The sequence below is a fragment of the Flavobacterium sp. GW821-FHT12A05 genome (assembly GCF_058807735.1).
In genome coordinates, this window is sequence record NZ_JBXAQY010000006.1 from 13804 (window position 1) to 37554 (window position 23751).

The following is a 23751-nucleotide window of genomic DNA, read 5'->3' on the forward strand; positions in this document are numbered from 1 at the left end:
TGCCAATTAATTCATTATCGTAAATAATCGATTATAATAGCCCTGAATTATTTAAAAGGTTATTATTTCTAATTGGCAAAACTAGCTGCAAGCTGTTTTTTAAAAGACCCCAATAAAATATTAAAACAAGAAAATAAGGCATTTTTATTTTAAAATGCTGGTCAATCGCAGAATAACGATAATGCCTGTCTTGATTTGGATAAAATATAAAAAAACGTCCCGAAAACTGGTCGGGAATTATGAAATCATAAAACTAAAGGTGCTTATCTGCTTAACTTCATTTGATACGGGTAGGTTTCGTAAATCGTATTATCTTCATTAATCGAAAAACCTTTTTTTGCATCTTCTCTAGCCGAACCAATTAAAGCCGTAATTTCTTCTTTTGGTTTTCCTTGTTTGAGCCAGCAAATTGCTTTATAGAATTTTGCATCCGAAAATTCAGGATAGATTTTTAAAGCTTTATCGAAAATTACAATGGCTTCCTCCCATTTTTTAAGTTCATACTTAGCAATTCCTTGATAAAAATAAGCCGTTGGATGTTCTAATTGCTGTCTGTTTTTATAAATATCATTCACATAATCGTCCAAAAGTTTCTCTGCTTTTTCGTATTCGTTTAACTGAAGATAGCAGAGTGCTTTATAAAAATTGAAAGAATGATCCATAACATAACTATTTCCGTACAGTTTAATGGCTTCATCAAAATCAATAATAGCGTCTTTGTAATCGCGTGAAAAAATGCATTTCATAAAAGCTCGATACGAAAGCCATCGTTCTTTATCATAAAAAACGGCTTTATTTAAAAATGGCATTCCAACCTCATACTTTTTACATTTGAAATACGGCATTGCTTTCTGCTGCCATAAATAAGCCACCGTGCTGTCTTTTTGCAAACCTTGATCCAAGCAAGCCTGCCATTCGCTCATTGCAATGATATAATTATGATTTTCAGCGCAATTGGTTAAAAATTCTTCGACAATAGCATCATGAGCTTTATTAGTCGATACTTGTCCGAAAGAAAAAATGGAGATAAAAAAACAGAAACCCAGCGTAATTTTTTTCAATAGTTTAAATTTTAGCGTTATGATTTGTTTGAGAGAAAAATCGCCCTAAATAAAGCTTTAATAAATGAAAGTTTTGGGCACTTTAAAATAACTTTAACATCTTCTAAAAAAGTAGTTTCTTCATCTAAAAACTTAAAAATCAATTGTGGATTTCCTTTTTTAAATAAAGAAGAAAAAATCGAACTTCCCAATTCGTTATGGCGATACAGAATATCCAGAAGCAATAAATCATAAAACCAAAATCTTCTTTTTTTATAAAAAGTGGTCATGTTCATCGATTCTTCTTTCATGCTCAACGATGCCGAGGTTTCGGGAGAAGCACTTTTATGCGTAATAAATTCAACCAACTCTGAAGATTTTTTATCCGAATTTTTAAAAGTATATCCTGTACTGGCTTTTGTCCAGCCGCCGGCAGTTCCTATGTTTAAAACACGTTTTGTGTTTTTCTTCCAAAAAGGATAACACGTCATCGGGATGCTTCCCTGCTCCTTTTCTGTAATTTCAAATTGTTGAATTCCGAGTTTTTGCAAATAGATTTGAATCTCATTCTCATATTCTGCCAAAGGAAGCAGTTTTTCTGAAAACAAAGTATATTCGACCAAAGCTTCAGTTTTAGAAGTGGGTAAAACATACATAAATCGTGTGTTCTCTTTTTGTTCTACCGAAAAATCCATGAAAGTGACTTGATCTGGATTGAAAACTTCTGATTCTGATTTTATAAACCAGCCCGCAAAATGCTGTTGCAAAACAGGATACTTTTTTTGCCCTTCGGCGAAAGCCTTTGTATAAATGCTGTTGAATAAATAATTGCAGGTATACCTGTTTTCTTCTGTACCCACAAAAACATGGGTTTCGAGTTCGTTGATATCGGTTACTTTTTCGTTTAAAAAAGTAATATTTAGCTGAATTGAAATGGCCTCGAAAACGAAATTGTAAAAATCTAATCCGTTGATTTTATTATACGTATAAGGTTTTAATTCAAGATCTCGTTTAAAATCCTCATTCGCAAACAAAGCCAAATCCCATTTTTTAGAAATAATGGGATTCCAAATTGAATCTTCTTTTTCCCAAAAACACCAGGTTCTGTCATTGGCTTTCTTCAAATCCTGATCCAGCAATAAGATAGACTTGCCAGCAAATTTTCCTGACAAAACCATTTTATAAATTGTCATTAAAGACGCAAGGCCTGTTCCGGTAAAAATGTAATCGAAGTGTTTAATTTGTGAGGAGTTCATTTTCAAAAATAAGAAAATTTATTCTTCAACTTTTCTTAAAAAAAGCCTAAAATCCTTTGGAGAAGATAAAAATCTCGCTGCCAAAGGATTTATAGGTTAATTCCTTTATTATTTGCTTTTCTTCAGCATATCAATATCTTGCTGTTGCTTTTCCAGTAGTTTTTGCTGATTAAGAATTTGATTTTTTTGATCCATCAAAGTTTTGTTCTGATCAATTAAATACAAAGTAAGTTCTTCGATTTTTTTCATCAAAACTTTATTCATTTCTCCCAATTCCAATCCATTATCACTAACTTCTTTAGCACTTGGAACTTCAGGAAGATGTTTATTTTCTTTTATATATTTCTCTAAATTGTCTAATGATTTAATTTTATAATCTTCTTCAAAAACATAATCGGGCCAATCTGTAATTTCTACCTTAACTTCTTTTGAACGAATGTTTCCGTTTACAGAGAGTTTATCCGTAGGCTTAAGAACACCAATTCCAACATTACCATTTGCACTTCCTATTGTATTAAAAGAAAAACCATTTATTGGGTCTATATATAACTGAGCGTAATTTGTTTCATCTCCGTTTTTAGAAGTCTGAAAGCGTAATTTATCCTGATTAGCTACTTTACTGTATTGTTCAAAATAAGTTCCTGCATTATCTTGTCCTGTATAGATAAAATTTGTTATTCCACCCCATCTTAGCGTTCCATTTACATCTAGTTTATACTTTGGCGTTGGGTTTCCAATTCCAACGTTTCCTCCATTAAAATAACTATCCCCAATACTGCTTATTACATTTTTAAACACACCGTTATACTGCATTGCAAGTTGATTCTCTGACCAATAACTTATATCAGATGGATAAGTGTATCCATACATTTTAATCCCTCCATTACTATCCGCTGCAGACATATCTAATGTTAATTTTGCAGGTGGATTTCTTCTACTTCCTATTTCAACATTTCCATTGTCTGATATTATTAATTTTGCCCCGTAATGAGTCCAGTCTTGATTATAATTCCAGAATTGCAGAGAATTACCATATGCGCCTGTCATATTGTATAAGGTCCAACGATATGAATCAGCACCTGTTTTTAGTGGATTTTCTAAAATTACATTACCTCCTTCATTCGTTGCATCACTAAAAACATTCGTTTGTGCGAAAGAATTAACTCCAGCAACCATAAATAATGCGAGTATTGTTTTTTTCATCTTTATATTTTAATTAGTTTATTTTGACCGGTAAAGAAACGAAAAAAACTTTTTTTTATATAAATACTCTTACACGTTATTAAATAAACAATTATTCTTCCAGCTTTTCTAAAAAAAGTTTAAAATCCTTTGGGCTTAAATAATTACTATACTGCACTATAATTTCATTCTTCTCATTTAAAACACACAAAACCGGATATACAATTTGATTGTTAATTGTTCCGAGTTGTAAAGCCAGTTCGTTAACGCCTACATTATTTCCCGAAGGTTTGTATCTGAATATCTGATTATTAAATGCAATATCTCGTTTTTCTTCGGCATTAAAATCAATGAAATAGAAATTGGAGTTTAGTTTCTCTATAATTTCCTGATTCTTGAAAGTCGTCGTTTTCATCCGCTGGCAATACTGACACCAATTGGTATGAATGAAAACAATAATTTTCCGTTTTTGAATTTGCTGCAAGCTGTCTACTTCTTCAAAAGTTCTGGCTTTCAGCTGGCAGAATACTGTTGAAGTTATTCCGAAGAAAAAGAATAGTATAAAAAGCTTTTTCATTATTGTTGTTGTTTTTGGCCCACCGATTTTACAGATTAAACGGGTTTTTATTTAATCTTTTTTATATTTTAAACTGATTGTCAGGCTGAGCGAAGTCGAAGCCCAAGTCTAGTTAAAAAGCCCTTCGACTTCGCTCAGGGTGACAACGATAGTTATAAGTTTATAGAGAACAAATAAAACCCGTTCAATCTGTAAAATCTGAGTGCCATTTTAAAAACTCTACGTTCAATAAATTTACCTAAAATTATATCGCAATCCGAAAAAACCACGAATCGTCTGGTTTTGTCCATAAACATAAGTCGTGTCAAAAGTCAATCCGTATGGATTATCTGGTGTAACCATAACTTTTCCAGCCGAATCGTATTGCACATTTTTATCGAAAGGATCATTCGTTCTCGAAATCAAAAACGGATTATTTCGTTTTGGAGTAAAGTTCAGCAAATTCTTAATGCCCCCGTAAACTTCGAAATTCTTCCAGCCTGTATAAGTAAATTGAATGTTTTGAATGCTGTACCAAGGCGAATTTGGATCTCTCGGATCGTATTCGTTTAACAAAGGCAATTTCATCGGACTGTAAACATTTCCGGTATAATCCAGTAATAAATGCCAAGGCTCAATTTTATATGATATGCTCCAGGTTCCGGTAAATTTTTCGGTTAAAAAAGGTCTTTGTGAAATTCCGTCCTGAACATTTTTATTGTCTAAAACCGTTGCACCCAGAATAAACTTTAAACCATTAGTAAAATTAACATCAACATTGGTACTGATCCCCTGACTGATAGCATAACCATCGATATTATCATAAATGATTTTATTAGGATCAGTTTCATAATCTGAAATGATTTTATTGCTGAAACGAGTATAAAAAGCTGTGGTTTCAATCCCAATAAAAGTGCCGTTGTCAAGATTTATTTTCTGAATATAATTCAAATTTACGTTAACCGATTTCTCCGGTTTTAAATCACTTTTAATCACAACATCTCTCGAACCTGTGAGCGCAGCATGATCTTCGGTAAATAAATTCACAACCCGAAATCCGGTTCCGGCGTTTAACCTAAAAATCGTATTATCATTTGCTTTGAAACGATAGGCAAATCTTGGCGTAAAAATAGAACCATGAATCGAGTTATAATCATAACGCGCTCCCAGCAAAACCTGACTCTTTGGTGAAAACGTAATCTCGTCCTGAACAAAAGCTCCCGGTAACCAAGTACTTTCGGCATCCTTTGTTGCCGGGGTATTATCGTCATAATACGAATATCGATTTGCAATTCCGGCAAGGAAATCATTTCGGCCTATTTTTTTATCCCAGGTTAATTGCAGGAAACCTATTTTTTGATTCGCGATATACGATGTCGTTCCGTAGCGGCTGTCCTGATAATGTACATTTCCGGAGAAAGAAAGCATTAATTTTTCTTCAAATGGCAATTGGTAACTTCCAATTAATTCTCCTCTTTTGGTATAAATACTTTCACCATAAATTTCGTCGCCGCCTCGGTACTTTTTTTCCCAGCGAACGTCTCCGCCCCAGCGATCTTCGTACATACCGCGCGCTGCAATCGTAAAAAGGCGATTATTGTTTCGATGAAAACTCCATTTATTAAATAATGAAATCCTTTCAGAAAGCGTGACATCGGTAAAATTGTCTTTGTCTTTATCAATTACCTGATCGTAGTTAAAGTAGTTGATCCCTACAAGAGAAGTTGCTTTTTTTCCAACATTAAATTTCATTCCCAAATCGAGATTACTTTCAAAATAGGTTGTTGTAAAATAATCGGCAGAAAAAACCGGGGCATTCGTTGGGTTTTTGGTGATAATGTTGATTAAACCACCAACCGCTTCACTTCCGTAAAGAGAAGAAGCCGGACCTTTTACAATCTCTATTCGTTCTACCAAAGAATTCGGAATTCCGGATAAACCATAAACTGTAGAAAGACTGCTTACAATGGGCATTCCGTCAATCAAAACCAAAGTATACGGGCCTTCGAGACCATTTATATGAATGTCGCCCGTATTACAAACGCCGCAATTAAGCTGAGGCCGAACGCCGTTTATGTTTTGAAGCGCATCGTAAATACTGGCCGTTGGATTCTTTTTGAAGAAAGTTGGAGAGTAAACCTCAACCGGAACAGCACTTTCTAAACGTTTCACAGGTTTTAAAGTTCCTGAAACCACTACTTCATTAAGTTGGTTTTCGTTGTCTTCTAAATCAAAATCGAGATTTAGATTTTGTCCTTTTATAACCAAAAATCTTTGGGTTACGGGTTTGAATCCAGTCGAGGTTACCTGAATTCTTCCGTTTTCAATACTAACATTTTCAAAAGTGTAATAGCCTACACTATCTGAAACTGTTTTTAGGTCGGTTCCTAATAATTGAACATTCGCGGCTTGTAATTTTCTTCCATTTCCAGATATAAAACCGGAGATTTTGCTTGTTTCTTGCGCAAAGGAAAAGTGTAAATTAAATAGTATCAATATCCAAATTGAATTTTTCATCGTGGTAAAATTAAATTTAGACAAAGCTAAAAATTAAATTTGACAAACAATAACTTTAAATTTAGAATTTTATAACTTTTATTATGTCAATATGTTATATTTCTAATTTCTGATGTTGTAAACAAAAATGAATAGCGTCCAGCTTTAGCTGGATGAAAAATGAACGAAACCAAAAAAGGCTTTAGCCAAACCGTTACAATTTGGCTAAAGCCCTTTCGATTCAAATTTAATTCCCCTAGCTCAAGCTAGGGGCTATTCAAAAAACCTAACAAAACTCGACCATTTTTTAAAATCAAAAATCTTCGTCAATAAGTTCTTTATTAATTACAGCCCCGGCAAAAGATCCCGTAGAAACTGCAATCGCTACAGATCGCATTTGAGTGGTACAATCGCCGCTTGCATAAACACCGTTGATGTTTGTTTTTTGCATAGTATCGACTTTTATCAGACCTTGTTCGTTATTCTCACAGCCTAAAACTGTCGGCAATGAACAATGCTGTTCAAAAGGCGGTCTTGCATAAATCGCTTTAACCTCAACTTTTTCCTTGTTTTTAAAGATGATGTTTTGGATGTATCCTTCTTTGTGCTCGAGAGAATCTATTTCTTCTTCAAAAATTTGAACGCCATGTTGTTTGAGTATTTCCGTTTGTTCCAAAGTCAATGTCGATTTTCCATTGGTGCATAATCTCAAATCTTTTGTCCAATTCGAAATCAGTTTAGCAAAGTCAAATGCAATTTCGCCGTTAGAGATAATAGCTGTTTTTTCGTTTTTAACTTCATAACCATGACAATACGGACAATGCAAAACCGAAATTCCCCAACAGTCTGCAAAACCTTTAATCTCAGGAAGCAGATCTTTAACTCCCGTTGCAAACAGAATTTTTCTTGAATTGAAAGTTTCACCAGATTCAGTTGAAACTTCAAATCCGTTTTCATTTTTTACAGCTTTTATGGCAAGTCCGTTATAAAAATGAACTGTTTTATAAAGATCGACTTGTAATTTGGCTTTCGCCGAAATCGCGGCAGGCTTTTCACCATCCTGCGTAATAAAATTATGTGAATGCGGCGTTTGTCGGTTACAAGGCAAACCACTGTCAATAACCAAAACTTGACGGAGCGCACGCCCTAAACTCATTGCCGCCGATAATCCGCTGTAGCTTCCGCCAATGATAATCACGTCAAAATTCTTCTGTTCCATAATAATGTCTTTTAATGATTTTGTTTTTTGTGGTTTTTATAATTAATTAAATGCCCAATGATCATTCCTGTTCCTCCAAAATAAATCAGATCCAAATGAATCTCTAAAAACAAATCAGTCAAAATACTGATCCAAATTAAGCTCATGGAAACAATCAAAATTGAGGAAACCAAAAGACTTGATTTTTTCGTAATTTTGAAGATTGCAAATAAACCTATCGAAGCAAATACTAAATCGATAATTGGATTGTGACTTATGCCCAAAGGAAGTATTGTTAAAAGTGGAAAAATCAAACAATGAACCAGGCAGATCGTCGCACTTGAAATTCCTAAAATATCGTAAAAGGATGAGGTCGTTTTCTTCATTTCTTGTACTTTTGCTTAATGCAATTTTGTTGCAAATATACACATTAAATTCAATTGCAACATTGTTGCGTTAAATATTTTTAATTCAAAATAAAATGAAAACTACACGTAACACCACAGCAAAGACGGCCGTTTTAGAGGTTTTTGAGAAATCTAAAACCGCACTGTCTCATACCGAAATTCAAAAACAATTGAACGATGTCTGCGATCGCGTTACCATATATAGAATTTTAGATCGTCTTGTTAACGACGATATCATTCACAAAATTTCGAATCTTGACGGCACTGTTAAATATGCAAAATGCAATCATTCCCATCAAAAAGTACACATACATAATCATGCTCATTTTAGTTGTGAAAACTGTCACGAGATTACTTGTCTGGAAACGGTAAAGCCAAGTTATATTATGCCTCATAATTATAAAGTAAACGAGATAAATTTTACCTTATCAGGTTTATGCCCAAAATGTTTGAATTCTAACATTTAAGTTTTAGACTCGCCTAAAAAAATTGTTCTGCGAATATAATTTTTACATATATTTGTTAAAACAATACTTTTAAAATGACCAAATCTTTAGAAGAGGTAAACCAATCGGTTGCTACAGAACATAAAAAAACAGGTTTCAGAAAAATATTAGCCTTTTTAGGTCCGGCATATTTAGTAAGCGTTGGATACATGGATCCCGGAAACTGGGCCACGGATATTGCCGGCGGAAGCCAGTTTGGCTACACTTTAGTCTGGGTTTTACTAATGAGTAACTTAATGGCTTTGCTTTTGCAGAGCTTAAGCGCAAGACTCGGAATTGTGACACAGCGAGATCTGGCACAGGCTTCAAGAGAAACGTATTCCAAATACATTAATTACATTTTATACTTTCTGGCCGAAATTGCCATTGCGGCCTGCGATTTAGCCGAAGTTCTCGGAATGGCGATTGGTATCAATTTGTTATTCGGAATTCCGCTTTTTGAAGGCGTTCTGATTACCGTTTTAGATACTTTTATTTTATTATTCTTAATCAATAAGGGAATTCGCAAAATGGAAGCCTTTATTATTGCTTTGGTAGCAATTATTGGTTTTTCTTTCATTTTTGAAATGATTTTTGCAGAACCGGAAGTTTCTAAAATAATTGCAGGACTTGTTCCTTCTATTCCAAATTCAGCCGCTTTATACATTGCAATCGGAATTATTGGAGCGACTGTAATGCCTCACAACCTTTACTTACACTCATCTTTGGTTCAGACCAGAAAATTCGACCGAAGTCCAGCCGGGATCAAACAAGCTTTAAAATATAATTTAATCGATTCAACCATCGCATTGAATCTGGCCTTCTTTGTAAATGCCGCCATTTTAATTTTAGCTGCCGCCACTTTCCATAAAAACGGAATGTTTGAAGTTGCCGAGATTCAGGATGCACATCAATTTCTGGAACCTTTATTAGGAACAAAATGGGCACCCATATTATTTGCTGTGGCTTTAATCGCCGCAGGACAAAGTTCGACCGTGACGGGAACGCTTGCAGGACAAATCGTTATGGAAGGTTACTTACACTTACGCATTCAGCCTTGGGTACGCCGAATCATAACGCGTTTAATTGCCATTGTTCCGGCTTTAATCGTGATTTGGATTTATGGCGAAAGTGTAACAGGAAAACTTTTGATTTTAAGTCAGGTTATATTGAGTTTACAATTGGGATTTGCTATTATTCCGCTGATTCATTTTGTAAGCGATAAATCAAAAATGAATGGTTTTCATATTTCTAAAACAACTCAGGTTATTTCCTGGATTATCGCTTTGATCATAGTTTCGCTAAATGCGAAATTGGTTTATGATGAAATCTCATCGTGGCTCGAAAAATCAAATCACCCAATAGTTTTATGGCTTACGGTTGTACCGCTTGCATTTGCATTTTCGGCATTATTACTTTATATCGTTTTTAAACCTTTTATCGCAAAAGCCAAATCGAATATCGCCAATCATTCTCCGCATAATTTAAAATTACAGTTTTCGCCAAAAGAAAGTCAAAGTCTTAAACACATTGCCATTTCGGTAGATTTTTCAAATGCAGATGAAGCAGCGCTGAACAGAGCCTTTGAATTGGGCGGCATCGACACGCAATATACTTTGATTCATATAGTCGAAACTGTCGGCGCCTTAATGTATGGCGTTCACGTTCACGATCATGAAACTACAATAGACGAAAAATTATTGCTGGAATATAAAGATATGCTTTCGCAGAAGGGATTCAAAATCGAAACTGAACTTGGTTTTGGAAAACCAAACAAAGTAATTTCGAAAATCATAAACGAAGGAAATTTTGACATCCTCGTTATGGGAACCCACGGCCACACTGGATTGAAAGATATTCTTTTTGGCACCACAGTAGATAAATTGAGACATAAAATTTCAATACCTTTGTTGATTGTTAAAAAATAGTTGCTGAGGTTCTGAGTTGCTAAGTTTCTGAGGTTTTTCTTTCGAGGCTTTTAACTTAGAACCTTAGCAACTCAGAACCTTAGAACCTCAAAAAAATGACTTTCTCAGAAGAAAATTATCTAAAATCTATATACCATTTAACAGCGGCTTTAGAAACTGAAGTCAGCACTAACGCCATTGCAGAAATAATGGAGACCAAAGCTTCTTCTGTAACTGACATGCTTAAAAAACTGGCCGATAAAGATTTAGTCAATTATAAAAAATACCAAGGTGTTTCGTTAACTGAAAACGGAAAACTAGCTGCTAAAATGATTGTTAGAAAACATCGTTTATGGGAAGTTTTTCTGGTGGAGAAACTAAATTTCAGCTGGGATGAAGTTCACGATATTGCCGAGCAGTTGGAACACATCAAATCCGAACAGTTAATTAATCGTTTGGATGATTTTCTTGGGAACCCTACTGAAGACCCGCACGGTGATCCAATTCCGGATGCGAACGGCCGAATTATTAAAATCGAGAAACAGCTTCTTTCGGAGTTGTTAGACAATCAATCCGGTGTTTGTGTGGGCGTAAAAGACACCTCATCTGAGTTTTTAAAATACTTGGATAAGCAGGGAATCGCCTTGGGTTCTAAAATTGAATTTCTTTCTAAAGAATCATTCGATTTATCGGTCAAAATTAAGGTTGATGGAAGGGAATTGTCTATTTCAAATAAAATTGCCTCTAATTTGTTTGTAAAGCTCGTTTAGAGGGGTGTTTCGCAGCAATACGTGAAGAAGACGTTTAGAATATTATGGGCCGAACCTACGGTTTTTTATATAACGCAAATTAATTTTAGACGGATTAAAATCCGTCCCTACAAAATAGATCGAGCCAATGGCTCTTTTTTATTCTAAATATTTTTGAAAAGCTTTGGAAAAAGTTCCGAAGGAACGAAACGAATTGTAGCAACGGATTTCAATCCGTTGGTCAAATATTTACAATATACGGAAGTTCCGTAGGAACGGAACATATTCATAATATCAATATCTTTTATCTGTTTGCGAAACCCATTTTCCTGCGGTATCTACATTTTGCCTCAACAATATATTTAACTGGCCAACATGATGCTGCACATGCCTCATATTGTATAAAATCATCTCTATTCGATTGTAATTTTTCTTTTGTGTAATGAATCTTTCTTTTGAAGTTTCTTCGTTTAATCCTTCAATTAAATAGAAAACCTTTTTACGCGAATACTCAAGATATTCAAGTAATTCTTCTTTTAGGTAGATTCTTTCCGGTAAGATTCCCTTTGGATCAAATTCGGAAAAAGAAAATGGTTTAGGCGGAGAAAATGTATCAGGTTCTGTAGAGGAATAATAATCCAGCCAAAAAATAGTGTGATAAACAGAATACCAAAAATCTTTTTGATCCCAAAAACTTTTAGGACAAACCAATATTGAACTTTCGAGCATGTCTATTACAGCTCCGAATTGTCTCCATAATATTCCCTTAAGTTCCTCCATAGTTAGCTTTTAAACAATTCCTTTCTCAATCATTTCCAGCATAACCGGCGAAGCATTTTTAAATGTTGGCGGCTGCTCGACAATACTTCCGGCATTTTTTTTATTTACTTTGAAAGTAACATCGTTGTCTGTCGTAAACAAAAGCGCAGTCAGAAACGGTTTTTTGATATAAGAACCTAAAACCAATAAAGCTTCATCCAAAGTATGAATGCTTTCAATTTCTTCTGTTTTATAACGAGTCGTTAATGAAATAGAGAATGTATTATCTTCATTTAAAACTAAACGAAAATAGATATTCTTAATCTCGGTATCCCCCATTGTTTTTGCCAAAGTTAATTTTGCAAAAGTTCCAGCCTGGATGCTTTCTTTAACTCGTTCACAAAAAAGGGCAAATATTGGTTCGTACATTTTTTTTAAGATTCTAAGGTTCTGAGATACTGAGGTTCTAAGTTTTTAAAACCTTTGTCTATTATTTTAACCGCAAATGTCGCAAAGTTTTTTCGCAAAGAACACAAGGAAATTTAAAACTTTGCGAACCTTGCGTAAATCTTTGCTCCCGATAGCTATCGGGATTGCGATTAAGAAAAAATTATTTTCCTGTAAATTCAGCTTTACGTTTTTCTAAGAAAGCTGTTGTTCCTTCTTTAAAATCCTGAGTTCCGAAACATTTTCCGAAAGATTTTATTTCAGTATCAAATCCGTTTTTACCATCAGTAAAGTTTGCGTTGATTGCTTTTATCGCTTTACTAATTGCAAAAGGAGCATTTTTAATGATTTTTTGAGCGATTACATTTGTAAACGATAAAAGTTCAGATTGCGGCACTACATGATTTACTAATCCGTATTGTTTTGCTTCTTCGGCAGAAATCATTGCTGCAGTCATAATCATTTCCATTGCACGGCCTTTTCCAACTAATTGTGGTAAACGCTGTGTTCCTCCGTAACCTGGAATCAATCCTAAAGTTACTTCCGGCAATCCCATTTTTGCATTGTCTGAAGCCACTCTAAAATGACATGCCATTGCTAATTCTAATCCGCCGCCTAATGCAAAACCATTAACGGCTGCAATAACTGGTTTTTTAAGATTTTCGATAAAATCAAATAATGATTCCTGACCTTCGGCTGCTAATTGTGCACCTTCGATAACAGTATAATTTGCAAATTCTGAAATATCAGCTCCAGCTACAAAAGCTTTTTCACCGCTTCCGGTTAAAATGATAACGCGAACATCGTCACTTTTACCCAATAGCTTAATGGCATTACTCAAATCGCTTATTGTCGATTTGTTTAATGCATTCAGTTTTGTAGGTCTGTTTATCGTTATTGTAGCAACTTTGTCCTCAATAGAAATTAAGATATTTTCGTAGTTCATGACGCTGAATTTAAGAGTTTGTAATAGGCAGGGAAACTCTAAATGTAGTTCCTTTACCGTATGTTGATTCAAAGGTAATTGTTCCTTTGTAATTTTCTATAATGTTTTTGATAATTCCGAGTCCAAGTCCCATACCACTGGTTTTAGTGGTAAATTTTGGTTCGAAGATTCGGCCTGTATCTTGTTTCTGGATTCCAATTCCGTTGTCTTTTACCGCAATTTCAACATTGTTATTTCGTCTTTTAACAGTAACCACAATCGATTTTTGAAACTGATTTTCCGGAATTGCCTGCGTTGCGTTTTTGACCAGATTGGTAATAATACGAATTAATTGTGTACGGTCCATTTTTGAGATGATTTCCCCTTCTTCACTTTCAAAAACAATATAATCTTCGTTGAAAATATCCAAAGCCAATTCTACAACCTCGACTACATTTAAAGTCTCGTTTTGCTGGGCCGGCATCGAAGCAAAGTTCGAAAATGCCGAAGCCACCGCTGTCATCGTATCAATCTGTTGAATTAAGGTTTCAGAATAATCATTCATCTTCTGTTTTACATCAGGATCATTCGGGTCGAACTTTCGCTGGAAACTCTGCACCGTCAATCGCATCGGCGTAAGCGGATTTTTAATCTCGTGCGCTACTTGTTTTGCCATTTCGCGCCAAGCTTCTTCACGCTCGCTTTGCGCTAATTTAATCGCACTGGTTTCCAGTTTATCAACCATTCCGTTATAAGCCTTTATAAGGAAATTGACTTCTTTGCTGTTGGCTTCTAAAACAATTTTCTCATTTTTCTGATCCAGATTAGTTTCTTCCAGCCTGTCGGAAATCGTTTTTAGTGATTTTGTAATATAAGTTGAAAGGAAATACGCCAAAGCAAAAGCTACAATAAGCATAAAAGAATATACCTGACTTAAACGGATCAGGAATGTATTTAATTCGTTATCGTAATAACCGTCGTCTTCTAAATATGGAAGATTTAAAATTCCGAGTGGTTTGAATTTTTCATCTTTAATTAAACTGTATGATGATCTGTTTTTAACTCCATCGATGGTTTTAATGTCTACAAAGCGTTTTTCGATAGAAGATCGAACCAGTTTCAGAATATATTCAGGGATTGGTGGCGGCGCTTTATCAACGGCAAAAGACTCTTTTGAAGATTTGAGCAGTTTTCCGTCCAGACTGTAAATGTTGATTTCGATTTTGTGAATCTGCGCTAATTCGTGGATTTTATCTTTAAAAATTAAATCTAAATTCCCTGTTTTCAGCGGATAAGTTGTAGTAGAAAGAACATAATTGATATGTTCTTTTACCGCATTTTCTTTGCGTTCTAATCGTTCCTGATGATATTCTTTGGCCTCAGTTTTAAACTGAATAATGGAAATGGAAGCCAATAAAAAAGATGCTACAACAATCAATACAATCATCGACAGGAAAATCCTGGTACGAAGGGATAGCATTGTCATTTTGAAGTCTAGCATAGTTTTTTTAATTATAAATTATAAATTGTTAATTATGAATTATTGGTTCATGTCTTAAATTCACCATTAACAATTCATAATTAACAATTTACAACTATTTTCTTTCGCGTATTCTTTTATAAAAACGGAATCCCAGCATAATTAAAACGGAGAATAAAATAATTCCGATTACGCCGTAGATCCAGTTAATGGCACTTTTTAAAACTACTAAAAAAACAACAGCAAATAATATAATCGTTGCGCCTTCATTCCATAAGCGCATAAAATTATTGGTATATTTTACCTCATCGTTTTGTAGTTGTTTAAAAATCTGATGACATTTTCCGTGATATAAATATAACAGAAAAACGAAAAACAATTTTACGTGCATCCAGGGCATTTTCAACCATACACTTCCTGCGTCTGTAAAAAACAACATCCAAAAAGCAAAAATACTTGCCAAAACTGCCGACGGCCATGTGATGATGTACCACAAACGGTAGGCCATAATTTTGTATTGCGCCTGTAAAATTTCTTTTTCTGGAGATAGTTTTTCATTGGCTTCTATTTGATAAACAAACAAACGCACAATATAAAACAACCCTGCAAACCAAGTAATCACAAAAATAAGATGCAGTGATTTTAAATAGTTGTAATATTCCATTTATCCTTATTCTTTAAATGTAGATTTTTTAAACAGATCAATCATAGCGTTACCATACGCTTCATTTTCATACACTATTTTAGCGATAAAGAGTTTTTCCTTAAATGTTCTTGAGAAAATTACTATCGTCACAACAGGTTTTCCATTTTCAGTTAATACCGTTTTGGATTTTCTAAATTCTAAACCAGAAACACTTTCATTAGTTACAGAGTAATCTCCCATTTGTCCTTTTGGATAAATCTGGCCTATATCTTTCAAAAAAAGAAAATCTTTTAACCTCATACTTAAACCTGCTGATCGAGCATCTGCCGCATAATCTTCGTAGTTGGCTTCAAAATAATTGGCCTTATCTCTTTTAAAAGCAACAATAGAATGTTTCTTATTAGCTGAATCCGGATCTTGATTAATTTCTTCTTTTATTTCCTTTTTTTCATAATCATCCGGAATTGCAATGGCCCAGTTGAATGTTTTATCAAAAAAACTGTTATTTACAAAAGTGTCTCTTTTTTTGCATCCAATTAAAACAATCAGAGCAAGAAACAAAACCGAAAAATTTTTTACTTTATTCATTTATACAACTTATTATTATTTTGCCCAATCATTAATCCAGTTACTAACTGTTTGACACCATTCGTCGTCATCGTTTAAACATGGAATCGCAAGGAATTCCTCGCCTCCGTTTGCTTCAAAATCTTCTTTGGCACGCATTGCGATTTCCTCTAAAGTTTCTAAACAATCAGATACGAAAGCTGGTGTTACAACCGCTAATTTCTTGATTCCTTTTGCCGGCATATTATCAATTTCAACATCGGTATAAGGTTCTAACCATTTATCTCCTGCTAAACGCGATTGAAATGTTAAACTATATTTATCTGCAGGAAGTCCTAATAATTTTACAACTTGTCTTGTAGTTTCGTAACATTGGTGACGGTAACAGAAATCGTGTGCTGGAGATGGTGTGTTGCAGCAAGATCCGTCGATTTTACAATGCGATTTAGTGATATCGGTTTTGCGAATATGGCGTTCTGGAATTCCGTGATACGAAAACAATAAATGATCGTAATCAAACCCAACCAAATGTTTTTGGATTGAATCGGCTAAATTTTTGATGTAATCCGGTTTATTGTAAAATGCCGGAACATCTGTAAAAGTCATGTGAGGAAATTTCTTCTTGCGAATTTCTTCTGCCTTTACTAAAATAGTCAAAGTCGAAGCCATTGCATATTGCGGATATAAAGGAAAAAGCATTACATCTGTAACTCCTTTATCACTTAATTCCTGAAGGCCTTTTTCAATCGTCATGCTTCCGTAACGCATTGCCAGCGAAACAGGAACATTTACAAGAGGCTGTACTTTTTTCTGCATTCTTTCTGAAAGAACCACTAAAGGAGAACCTTCTTCCCACCAAATTTTTGCGTAAGCGTGCGCAGATTCTTCCGGTCTTTTTCTTAAAATAATACCGCGAACTAATAATGCTCTCAATAAATACGGAACGTCGATTACGTATTTATCCATTAAAAATTCGTCTAAATATGGTTTTACATCTTTTGTTGTTGGACTTTCTGGAGATCCTAAGTTTACTAATAATACGCCTTTCATTATATTTTTGCTTTAGGCTTTAAGCTCTGGGCTTTAAGCTTTTTATTTGTTTTTAAAAATTTCGTCAAAAGTAGAATTTGCTGCTTTTTAGAAATATGATAATTATTACTTTTTAATTATTGTAGAATATCGAAAATTGATTGTCTTTTATTGGCCCACAGATTTCGCAGATTCAACAGATTTTAATTCGTGTTTATTCGTGATCCCGATAGCTATCGGGAGTGGCGAACAAAATCTAAACATTCGCATTAATCGACATTAAATATTTTTTTGGAGTTGTGGCAAACTTTTTCTTGAATGCCGCTATAAAATGACTTCCGGTGCTGTAACCAATTTTGAGTCCTACTTCGTTTACATTATAAGAGCCACTGTCAAGAAGTTTTCGGGCGAAATCCATTTTGTAATCAAATAGAAAACCGTAAACCGTGTCGCCGTAAATTTGTTTGAAACCCATTTTCAGTTTTTTCAAATTCAGACCAATTTCATCTGCCAGTTCTTGCAGTCCCGGCGGTTCAGCCATATTGGCGATGATGATTTCTTTGGCTTTTCGGATTTTCAGAACGTTATCTTCATCAATTAAAAACGGACATTGTTCTGCATTTGGATCTTCGGTTCTGTTAAAATACAAACTCAGCAATTCGTATCCTTTTCCTTTATAATAAAGGTTTTTTATAGATGGATGCAGGTTGTAATGAAACAGCTGACTCAGCACAATAGCCATAGAAGGACTGATATTTCCTTCGTTATAATACTTTTTGTCCTTATTATCAGGACTTAAAAAAGTAATATAATCTGCTTCGGCAGAAAACAACGCGTGAAATTTTTTAATGGAGACAATTACCGAAATCACCCAAGAATTTGGAGCCAGTTCTAAATTTAATGGCAATTCTTTCTGCGGATTGTACAAAAGCAGCGATTTTTCTTCTTTTAAATCTAAAGCGTAAGTGCCCTGATTGAACAAGAATTTGGCATTGCCTTTTATCCCGAAGTGAAACTGTATCAGACCACTACCAACTTCATGCTGTCCGAAAAAAGGTTCCAAACTGTCGTTTTGAAAACGGATCAGCGTAAAGTCGTCTTCAATTTTTATAATTTCCTGAGAACTCATAGCGATATTTTTTTGAAACAAAAATCAGAGCAATTGCAAAATGTTATTTAGAATGACTCTAAACAAATCATTTCTAACGACTTGATTTTGCTACAAAAGTACTCCTTTTTGCATAAAAACAGACGATTAGAATCAAAAAAACATGCAGCGATACAAAAAGTACTTTTAGCGTTACTTTTATAAACAGTATAGTGATAATTTTGTTGCACTTTTATGAAAGTGAATTTATGGAAAACAATAACGTACCGAAACACCTTTATTTTTACTCAGTTGGTCTGAGTTATAAAAAAGCTGATGCTGAGGTCAGAGGTCAATTTAGTTTGGATGCCGTTGCGAAAACTCGTTTACTGGAACAAGCTAAAAATGACGGAATAGAAAGTTTACTAGTTACTTCAACCTGCAACAGAACCGAGATCTATGGTTTTGCAGAACATCCTTTTCAATTAATCAAACTTATTTGTGATAACAGCAACGGTTCTGTTGATGCTTTTCAAAAAGTTGGCTTTGTATATAAAAATCAAGAAGCAATTAATCATATGTTTCGCGTAGGAACTGGTTTAGATAGTCAGATTCTGGGCGATTTTGAAATTATATCTCAAATTAAAACCAGTTTTGCCCACTCAAAATCAATGGGTTTAACCAATAACTTTATGGAGAGATTGGTAAATGCGGTAATTCAGGCGAGTAAAAGAATTAAAAATGAAACGGAGATCAGCTCTGGTGCTACTTCAGTTTCTTTTGCATCTGTACAATACATTCTTAAAAACGTTGAAGATATCGGCAACAAAAATATTTTACTTTTTGGAACTGGAAAAATTGGTAGAAATACGTGCGAGAATTTAGTAAAACATACTAAAAACGAACATATTACTTTAATCAACAGAACGAAAGACAAGGCTGAGAAATTGGCTGGAAAATTAAATCTCATTGTTAAAGATTATTCTGAATTACACTTAGAACTTCAAAAGGCCGATGTTGTCGTTGTTGCAACAGGCGCACAAAACCCAACGGTTGACAAAGCAATTTTGAATCTAAAAAAACCTTTATTGATTCTGGATTTGTCTATTCCGAAAAACGTTCATGAAAACGTTGAGGATTTAGAAGGCGTAACTTTAATTCACATGGATTATTTGTCTCAACTGACAGATGAAACTTTGGAAAACAGAAAATTACACATTCCAGCAGCTGAAGCAATCATTGAAGAAATTAAAGAAGAATTTGTTACCTGGACAAAAGGGCGCAAATTTGCACCTACCATAAATGCTTTAAAAGAGAAACTAAATGAAATTAAGGTTTCGGAATTAGATTTTCAAAGCAGAAAAATTGCAGATTTCAATGAAGCTCAAGCTGAAATCATTAGCAATAGAATCATCCAAAAAATTACTACACATTTCGCAAATCATTTAAAAGACGACGACACCATGGTGGATGAAAGCATCGAATGGATCGAAAAAGTCTTCAAAATAAAAGCATCTTAAATAAAATCAAATTTTAAACCATATAAGTTATATAAGTTCATTTAAAAACTGTGTTTTACCCAAACTGCTTAAATTTACTTATATAACTTATATGGTTCAAGAAACAAAACATGGCTGAAAAAACAATCAGAATTGGAACTCGTGACAGCGAATTAGCACTTTGGCAGGCACATACTGTCGAGAAAAAACTAAACGACTTAGGTTATAAAACCTCAATTGTTGCGGTTAAATCTCAAGGTGATATTATTCTGGACAAACCACTTTACGAACTGGGAATTACAGGAATTTTTACCAAAACGCTGGACATTGCCATGATCAATGGTGATATTGATATCGCGGTGCATTCCATGAAAGATGTTCCAACCGCTTTGCCTAAAGGAATTGTTCAGGCAGCCGTTTTGCCAAGAGCCAATGTCTTTGATATTCTCGTTCATAAAGGAAATCCTGATTTTACAAACCCAAGTACTATTGCGACAGGAAGTTTACGTCGCCAGGCACAATGGTTTAATAAATACCCAAATCATACTGTAGTTGATTTACGCGGAAACGTAAATACGCGCATGCAAAAACTAAAAGACAATGATTGGGATGGGGCTGTTTTTGCTGCTGCAGGTTTAGAGCGAATTAACTTAAAGCCTGAAAATTATATTAATTTAGATTGGATGATTCCTGCGCCCGCTCAAGGAGCAATGCTAGTTGTAGCAATGGAAAATGACAATTATACACTTGATGCACTTTCGCAGTTAAATGATATCGAAACAGAAATCTGTACTTATATCGAACGTCAGTTTTTAAGAACGCTTGAAGGCGGTTGTACTGCCCCAATTGGAGCTTTGGTAACGTATAATGAAGAAGAAGACACGCTGCACTTTCAAGGTGTTTTACTTTCTATTGACGGAAAACAAAAATTAGAAATAGACAAAACCGTTGATATTTCAGAATGGAAAAAATTAGGTTTTCATTCAGCTCAGGAGATTTTGAATAATGGCGGAACAGAATTAATGCAAAAGATTAAAGAATCCCTGAAAAAATAATATCCTATATTTTTAATGAAACATAACGAACAAATTATTCCTCAGCAATATCAACAATTTTTAGTTGAAGTAACTGATTTGGTGCAAAATCACCGAATTCAAGCTGTGCAATCTGTTCAATTTATTTCAAACCATTTATATTGGAATATTGGAGAATTAATTATAAAAAAACAAACAGAATTTGGTTGGGGCAAATCTATTGTTGAAGTTTTAAGTAAAGATTTAACTCATTTAATAGGACAAGGAATAAGCTGGTCGCCACGTAATTTGTGGTTTATGAGACAATTAGTAAGCGAATATTCAATTCTGAATCAAGCTGATTCAGAATATCTAAAACTGAATCAGCTTGATTCAGAATTAAAAACTATAAAAGAATTAGTTTCGAATATTCCTTGGCAGCACAATATTCTAATTATCCAGAAAGTTAAAGATCTAAACGCCAGGATTTTTTATATAAAAAATACTATCAAAAACAAATACAGCCGATCTGTTTTACTGCATCAAATAAAAGCGAACGCTTATGAGAAGTATTTACAAAATCCGACTCAGCATAACTTTAAAAATACATTAACCACTAATTTATTAGAACAGGCACAAGAAAGCATAAAAAGTGTTTATACATTAGACTTTCTAGACATTAATAAACCAGTTACCGAAAGAGAGTTAGAGAATTCTATGGTAGAAAAGGTTAAACGACTAATATTGGAACTTGGGTATGGTTTCTGCTTTATAGGAAATCAATATAGACTTTCATTAGGAAACAAAGATTATTATATAGATTTGCTTTTTTATCACCGAATTTTAAAATGTTTAGTAGCTGTCGAATTAAAAGTAGTTGAATTTGAGCCTGAATTTGTTGGAAAATTAGATTTTTATCTTCAATTAATAGATGATCAACTTAAACAAGAAGATGACAAACCTTCAATTGGTATATTATTAGTTCCTGAAAAAAATCATTTAGAAGTAGAATATACTTTAAGAAGTGTACACAAACCTATTGGGGTTTCAGAATACATTTTGAGTAAAGAATTACCAAAAGAGTTAGAAGGAAAGCTGCCAACATCTGAAGAATTTAAAAACATATTAAATGAGTAAACCAATTCAGATATTATCTACTAAAATATTATCTCCTCTTCAAAAACAAGAGTTGACAAAAGCTGGCATCGAACTAATCGAAGCCGATTTCATTAAAACCGAAAACAAACCTTTCGAACTTAAAAACCTCAACGAAAGTTTGATTTTTACCAGTCAAAATGCCGTTCACAGTGTTTTATCAAATCCAAAATCGGAAGAACTTAAAAATAAAAACGTGTACTGCGTTGGCTTAAAAACAAAAATCCTTTTATCTGAAAACGGATTTAATGTTGTTGCCTATACTGGCTATGCATCTGATTTAGCCGAAATTATAACTCTAATTTACCGCAATGAAAGCTATACTTTTTTTAGCGGCAATCTTAGAAGAGATACACTTCCAAACGCTTTAAATGAAGCCGGAATAAAACTAAACGAAATTCAGGTTTATGACACTTCATTACAGCCGCAGAAAATAAAAACAGCCGTTGATGCCTTATTATTTTTTAGTCCGTCTGGAGTTGAGAGCTATTTAAAAGAAAATACAATCAAAAAAGAAACCTGTTTCTGTATTGGAGAAACCACTGCCGAAGCTTTGCATAAAATTACAAAAAACATCATCATCGCAGATCAGCCAACGGTTGAAGACGTTATTGAAGATGTAATTCAAGAGTATAAATAAATTAAATCAATAAGCTTTAGGCAGTAAGCCTTAAGCAATTAATTACGCTGTAGGCTTTAAGCTATAAGCCGTAAGCTAAAAAATAAAAATAAATAACGCTTAAAGCCTAAAGCTTAAAGCCTAAAGCAAGAAAAAAATGTTAAAAAACGACCTATTTTTAAAAGCATTAAAAGGAGAAACTGTTCAGCGCCCGCCGGTATGGATGATGCGCCAAGCTGGAAGATATTTACCAGAATTTATCGCTTTGCGTGATAAATACGATTTCTTCACACGTTGTCAAACTCCGGAATTAGCTGCCGAAATCACGGTGCAGCCAATTCGCAGAATTGCTCCAGATGCGGCTATTTTATTCTCGGATATTTTAGTTATACCGCAGGCAATGGGAATCGAAGTTTTAATGAAAGAAAATATAGGACCGTTTGTTCCAAATCCTATTCGTTCTATGGCAGATGTTCATAGAGTTTACGTTCCGGATATTCAGGAAAGTCTTGGTTATGTAATGGATGCCATTAAATTGACTAAAGAAATGCTTGATGACGAAGTGCCTTTAATTGGTTTCGCTGGTTCGCCTTGGACTATTTTATGTTATGCAGTTGAAGGAAGAGGATCTAAAAGTTTTGATATGGCAAAAGGATTTTGTTTTTCTAATCCGGCTGCAGCACATACATTGCTTCAAAAAATTACCGACACTACAATTTTATACTTAAAAGAAAAAGTAAAAGCGGGAGTTAATGCCGTTCAGATTTTTGATTCTTGGGGAGGAATGCTTTCTCCTGTTGATTATCAAGAATTTTCGTGGAAATACATCAACCAAATCGTTGAAGCTTTGGCAGATGTTACTCCGGTTATTGTTTTTGGAAAAGGATGCTGGTTCGCTCTTGGTGAAATGGGAAAAAGCCGCGCATCTGCACTTGGTGTAGACTGGACTTGTTCCGCTAGAAATGCTCGTTATTTGTCTGGCGGTAACATTACTTTACAAGGAAATTTTGATCCGTCAAGATTGCTTTCTCCAATTCCAACAATCAAGAAAATGGTACATGAAATGATCGACGAATTCGGAAAAGATAAATATATCGTAAATTTAGGTCACGGAATTTTACCAAATATCCCGGTAGATCACGCTAAAGCATTTATCGACGCTGTTAAGGAATACGGGAATTAGGTGTTCAGTTTTCAGTCGCAGTATTCAGTTTTACTCTGAGACTGTAAACTGCGACTGATAACTTTA

The 23751-nt window shown here is 34.3% G+C and carries 23 protein-coding genes; 8 read left to right on the forward strand and 15 right to left on the reverse strand.

Going from position 1 to position 23751, the window contains the following annotated elements; all coding sequences use genetic code 11:
• Window positions 1–263: 263 nt before the first annotated feature.
• The 7 genes from AC1RRQ_RS14445 to AC1RRQ_RS14475 form a co-directional block, all read right to left on the reverse strand.
• Entirely contained in the window at window positions 264–1061 is a 798-nt protein-coding gene (locus AC1RRQ_RS14445; protein WP_493023740.1) for a tetratricopeptide repeat protein, read from the reverse strand.
• Between the two features lie 17 nt (window positions 1062–1078).
• Window positions 1079–2296, reverse strand: a complete 1218-nt coding sequence (locus AC1RRQ_RS14450) for a lycopene cyclase family protein (protein ID WP_493023741.1) — start codon at window positions 2294–2296, stop codon at window positions 1079–1081.
• A gap of 108 nt (window positions 2297–2404) precedes the next feature.
• Window positions 2405–3499 (reverse strand): hypothetical protein, encoded by a 1095-nt coding sequence (locus tag AC1RRQ_RS14455; RefSeq protein ID WP_493023742.1) that lies wholly within the window; start codon window positions 3497–3499, stop codon window positions 2405–2407.
• Between the two features lie 91 nt (window positions 3500–3590).
• Window positions 3591–4055 carry a thioredoxin family protein gene (locus AC1RRQ_RS14460; RefSeq protein WP_493023743.1) on the reverse strand — a complete coding sequence of 155 codons (465 nt, stop codon included), beginning with the start codon at window positions 4053–4055 and terminating at the stop codon, window positions 3591–3593.
• Between the two features lie 234 nt (window positions 4056–4289).
• Window positions 4290–6551, reverse strand: coding sequence for a TonB-dependent receptor (locus tag AC1RRQ_RS14465; protein WP_493023744.1), 2262 nt, complete (start codon window positions 6549–6551; stop codon window positions 4290–4292).
• 292 nt (window positions 6552–6843) lie between these two features.
• On the reverse strand, window positions 6844–7749 hold the full coding sequence (locus AC1RRQ_RS14470; protein WP_493023745.1) for an NAD(P)/FAD-dependent oxidoreductase: 906 nt from the start codon (window positions 7747–7749) through the stop codon (window positions 6844–6846).
• Window positions 7750–7760: 11 nt separating this feature from the next.
• A complete protein-coding gene (locus AC1RRQ_RS14475) occupies window positions 7761–8114 on the reverse strand; it encodes a MerC domain-containing protein (RefSeq protein WP_493023746.1) in 354 nt (117 codons plus the stop codon).
• Between the two features lie 95 nt (window positions 8115–8209).
• Here AC1RRQ_RS14475 and AC1RRQ_RS14480 point away from each other — a divergent pair, with 95 nt between their 5' ends.
• The 3 genes from AC1RRQ_RS14480 to AC1RRQ_RS14490 all read left to right on the forward strand — a co-directional run bounded on the left by AC1RRQ_RS14480 (window position 8210) and on the right by AC1RRQ_RS14490 (window position 11297).
• Window positions 8210–8602 carry a Fur family transcriptional regulator gene (locus tag AC1RRQ_RS14480; RefSeq protein WP_493023747.1) on the forward strand — a complete coding sequence of 131 codons (393 nt, stop codon included), beginning with the start codon at window positions 8210–8212 and terminating at the stop codon, window positions 8600–8602.
• Window positions 8603–8676: 74 nt separating this feature from the next.
• On the forward strand, window positions 8677–10548 hold the full coding sequence (locus tag AC1RRQ_RS14485) for an Nramp family divalent metal transporter (RefSeq protein ID WP_493023748.1): 1872 nt from the start codon (window positions 8677–8679) through the stop codon (window positions 10546–10548).
• 95 nt (window positions 10549–10643) lie between these two features.
• Window positions 10644–11297, forward strand: coding sequence for a metal-dependent transcriptional regulator (locus tag AC1RRQ_RS14490; protein ID WP_493023749.1), 654 nt, complete (start codon window positions 10644–10646; stop codon window positions 11295–11297).
• 273 nt (window positions 11298–11570) lie between these two features.
• On the opposite strand, the gene AC1RRQ_RS14495 is transcribed toward AC1RRQ_RS14490, so the two are convergent.
• The 8 genes from AC1RRQ_RS14495 to AC1RRQ_RS14530 form a co-directional block, all read right to left on the reverse strand.
• Window positions 11571–12056, reverse strand: coding sequence for a DinB family protein (locus AC1RRQ_RS14495; RefSeq protein WP_493023750.1), 486 nt, complete (start codon window positions 12054–12056; stop codon window positions 11571–11573).
• Between the two features lie 9 nt (window positions 12057–12065).
• On the reverse strand, window positions 12066–12464 hold the full coding sequence (locus tag AC1RRQ_RS14500; protein ID WP_493023751.1) for a hypothetical protein: 399 nt from the start codon (window positions 12462–12464) through the stop codon (window positions 12066–12068).
• Window positions 12465–12645: 181 nt separating this feature from the next.
• Window positions 12646–13428 carry an enoyl-CoA hydratase/isomerase family protein gene (locus tag AC1RRQ_RS14505; protein ID WP_493023752.1) on the reverse strand — a complete coding sequence of 261 codons (783 nt, stop codon included), beginning with the start codon at window positions 13426–13428 and terminating at the stop codon, window positions 12646–12648.
• 10 nt (window positions 13429–13438) lie between these two features.
• Entirely contained in the window at window positions 13439–14854 is a 1416-nt protein-coding gene (locus tag AC1RRQ_RS14510) for an ATP-binding protein (RefSeq protein ID WP_493024121.1), read from the reverse strand.
• A gap of 148 nt (window positions 14855–15002) precedes the next feature.
• A complete protein-coding gene (locus AC1RRQ_RS14515) occupies window positions 15003–15551 on the reverse strand; it encodes a CopD family protein (protein WP_493023753.1) in 549 nt (182 codons plus the stop codon).
• Between the two features lie 6 nt (window positions 15552–15557).
• Window positions 15558–16121: a hypothetical protein gene (locus tag AC1RRQ_RS14520; RefSeq protein WP_493023754.1), complete on the reverse strand. Its 564-nt coding sequence runs from the start codon at window positions 16119–16121 to the stop codon at window positions 15558–15560.
• A 15-nt stretch (window positions 16122–16136) separates the two neighbouring features.
• Entirely contained in the window at window positions 16137–17150 is a 1014-nt protein-coding gene (gene hemH / locus AC1RRQ_RS14525; protein WP_493023755.1) for a ferrochelatase, read from the reverse strand.
• Window positions 17151–17385: 235 nt separating this feature from the next.
• Window positions 17386–18258, reverse strand: a complete 873-nt coding sequence (locus tag AC1RRQ_RS14530; RefSeq protein WP_493023756.1) for a helix-turn-helix domain-containing protein — start codon at window positions 18256–18258, stop codon at window positions 17386–17388.
• 227 nt (window positions 18259–18485) lie between these two features.
• Here AC1RRQ_RS14530 and hemA point away from each other — a divergent pair, with 227 nt between their 5' ends.
• From hemA to hemE, 5 genes are all read left to right on the forward strand, one after another.
• Window positions 18486–19736, forward strand: coding sequence for a glutamyl-tRNA reductase (gene hemA / locus AC1RRQ_RS14535; RefSeq protein WP_493023757.1), 1251 nt, complete (start codon window positions 18486–18488; stop codon window positions 19734–19736).
• 110 nt (window positions 19737–19846) lie between these two features.
• Complete coding sequence (gene hemC / locus AC1RRQ_RS14540; protein ID WP_493023758.1) at window positions 19847–20770, forward strand: hydroxymethylbilane synthase; 924 nt, start codon at window positions 19847–19849, stop codon at window positions 20768–20770.
• Window positions 20771–20785: 15 nt separating this feature from the next.
• A complete protein-coding gene (locus tag AC1RRQ_RS14545) occupies window positions 20786–21865 on the forward strand; it encodes a PDDEXK nuclease domain-containing protein (protein WP_493023759.1) in 1080 nt (359 codons plus the stop codon).
• A complete protein-coding gene (locus tag AC1RRQ_RS14550; protein WP_493023760.1) occupies window positions 21858–22523 on the forward strand; it encodes a uroporphyrinogen-III synthase in 666 nt (221 codons plus the stop codon). Before AC1RRQ_RS14545 ends, AC1RRQ_RS14550 begins: the two co-directional genes overlap by 8 nt.
• A gap of 136 nt (window positions 22524–22659) precedes the next feature.
• The gene (gene hemE, locus AC1RRQ_RS14555; protein ID WP_493023761.1) at window positions 22660–23685 is read left to right on the forward strand and encodes a uroporphyrinogen decarboxylase; all 1026 of its coding nucleotides are present in this window, start codon (window positions 22660–22662) and stop codon (window positions 23683–23685) included.
• The last annotated feature ends 66 nt before the right edge of the window (window positions 23686–23751 follow it).

Excerpts from the sequence above, each read along its gene's own strand:
- AC1RRQ_RS14545 (WP_493023759.1), top strand. The coding sequence starts at position 20,786 with ATGAAACATAACGAACAAATTATTCCTCAGCAATATCAACAATTTTTA.
- hemE (WP_493023761.1), top strand. The coding sequence starts at position 22,660 with ATGTTAAAAAACGACCTATTTTTAAAAGCATTAAAAGGAGAAACTGTT.
- AC1RRQ_RS14510 (WP_493024121.1), bottom strand. The coding sequence starts at position 14,854 with ATGATTGTATTGATTGTTGTAGCATCTTTTTTATTGGCTTCCATTTCC.
- AC1RRQ_RS14520 (WP_493023754.1), bottom strand. The coding sequence starts at position 16,121 with ATGAATAAAGTAAAAAATTTTTCGGTTTTGTTTCTTGCTCTGATTGTT.
- hemC (WP_493023758.1), top strand. The coding sequence starts at position 19,847 with ATGGCTGAAAAAACAATCAGAATTGGAACTCGTGACAGCGAATTAGCA.
- hemA (WP_493023757.1), top strand. The coding sequence starts at position 18,486 with ATGGAAAACAATAACGTACCGAAACACCTTTATTTTTACTCAGTTGGT.
- hemH (WP_493023755.1), bottom strand. The coding sequence starts at position 17,150 with ATGAAAGGCGTATTATTAGTAAACTTAGGATCTCCAGAAAGTCCAACA.
- AC1RRQ_RS14490 (WP_493023749.1), top strand. The coding sequence starts at position 10,644 with ATGACTTTCTCAGAAGAAAATTATCTAAAATCTATATACCATTTAACA.
- AC1RRQ_RS14475 (WP_493023746.1), bottom strand. The coding sequence starts at position 8,114 with ATGAAGAAAACGACCTCATCCTTTTACGATATTTTAGGAATTTCAAGT.
- AC1RRQ_RS14450 (WP_493023741.1), bottom strand. The coding sequence starts at position 2,296 with ATGAACTCCTCACAAATTAAACACTTCGATTACATTTTTACCGGAACA.
- AC1RRQ_RS14550 (WP_493023760.1), top strand. The coding sequence starts at position 21,858 with ATGAGTAAACCAATTCAGATATTATCTACTAAAATATTATCTCCTCTT.
- AC1RRQ_RS14500 (WP_493023751.1), bottom strand. The coding sequence starts at position 12,464 with ATGTACGAACCAATATTTGCCCTTTTTTGTGAACGAGTTAAAGAAAGC.
- AC1RRQ_RS14530 (WP_493023756.1), bottom strand. The coding sequence starts at position 18,258 with ATGAGTTCTCAGGAAATTATAAAAATTGAAGACGACTTTACGCTGATC.
- AC1RRQ_RS14505 (WP_493023752.1), bottom strand. The coding sequence starts at position 13,428 with ATGAACTACGAAAATATCTTAATTTCTATTGAGGACAAAGTTGCTACA.
- AC1RRQ_RS14495 (WP_493023750.1), bottom strand. The coding sequence starts at position 12,056 with ATGGAGGAACTTAAGGGAATATTATGGAGACAATTCGGAGCTGTAATA.
- AC1RRQ_RS14460 (WP_493023743.1), bottom strand. The coding sequence starts at position 4,055 with ATGAAAAAGCTTTTTATACTATTCTTTTTCTTCGGAATAACTTCAACA.
- AC1RRQ_RS14470 (WP_493023745.1), bottom strand. The coding sequence starts at position 7,749 with ATGGAACAGAAGAATTTTGACGTGATTATCATTGGCGGAAGCTACAGC.
- AC1RRQ_RS14515 (WP_493023753.1), bottom strand. The coding sequence starts at position 15,551 with ATGGAATATTACAACTATTTAAAATCACTGCATCTTATTTTTGTGATT.
- AC1RRQ_RS14455 (WP_493023742.1), bottom strand. The coding sequence starts at position 3,499 with ATGAAAAAAACAATACTCGCATTATTTATGGTTGCTGGAGTTAATTCT.
- AC1RRQ_RS14480 (WP_493023747.1), top strand. The coding sequence starts at position 8,210 with ATGAAAACTACACGTAACACCACAGCAAAGACGGCCGTTTTAGAGGTT.
- AC1RRQ_RS14485 (WP_493023748.1), top strand. The coding sequence starts at position 8,677 with ATGACCAAATCTTTAGAAGAGGTAAACCAATCGGTTGCTACAGAACAT.
- AC1RRQ_RS14465 (WP_493023744.1), bottom strand. The coding sequence starts at position 6,551 with ATGAAAAATTCAATTTGGATATTGATACTATTTAATTTACACTTTTCC.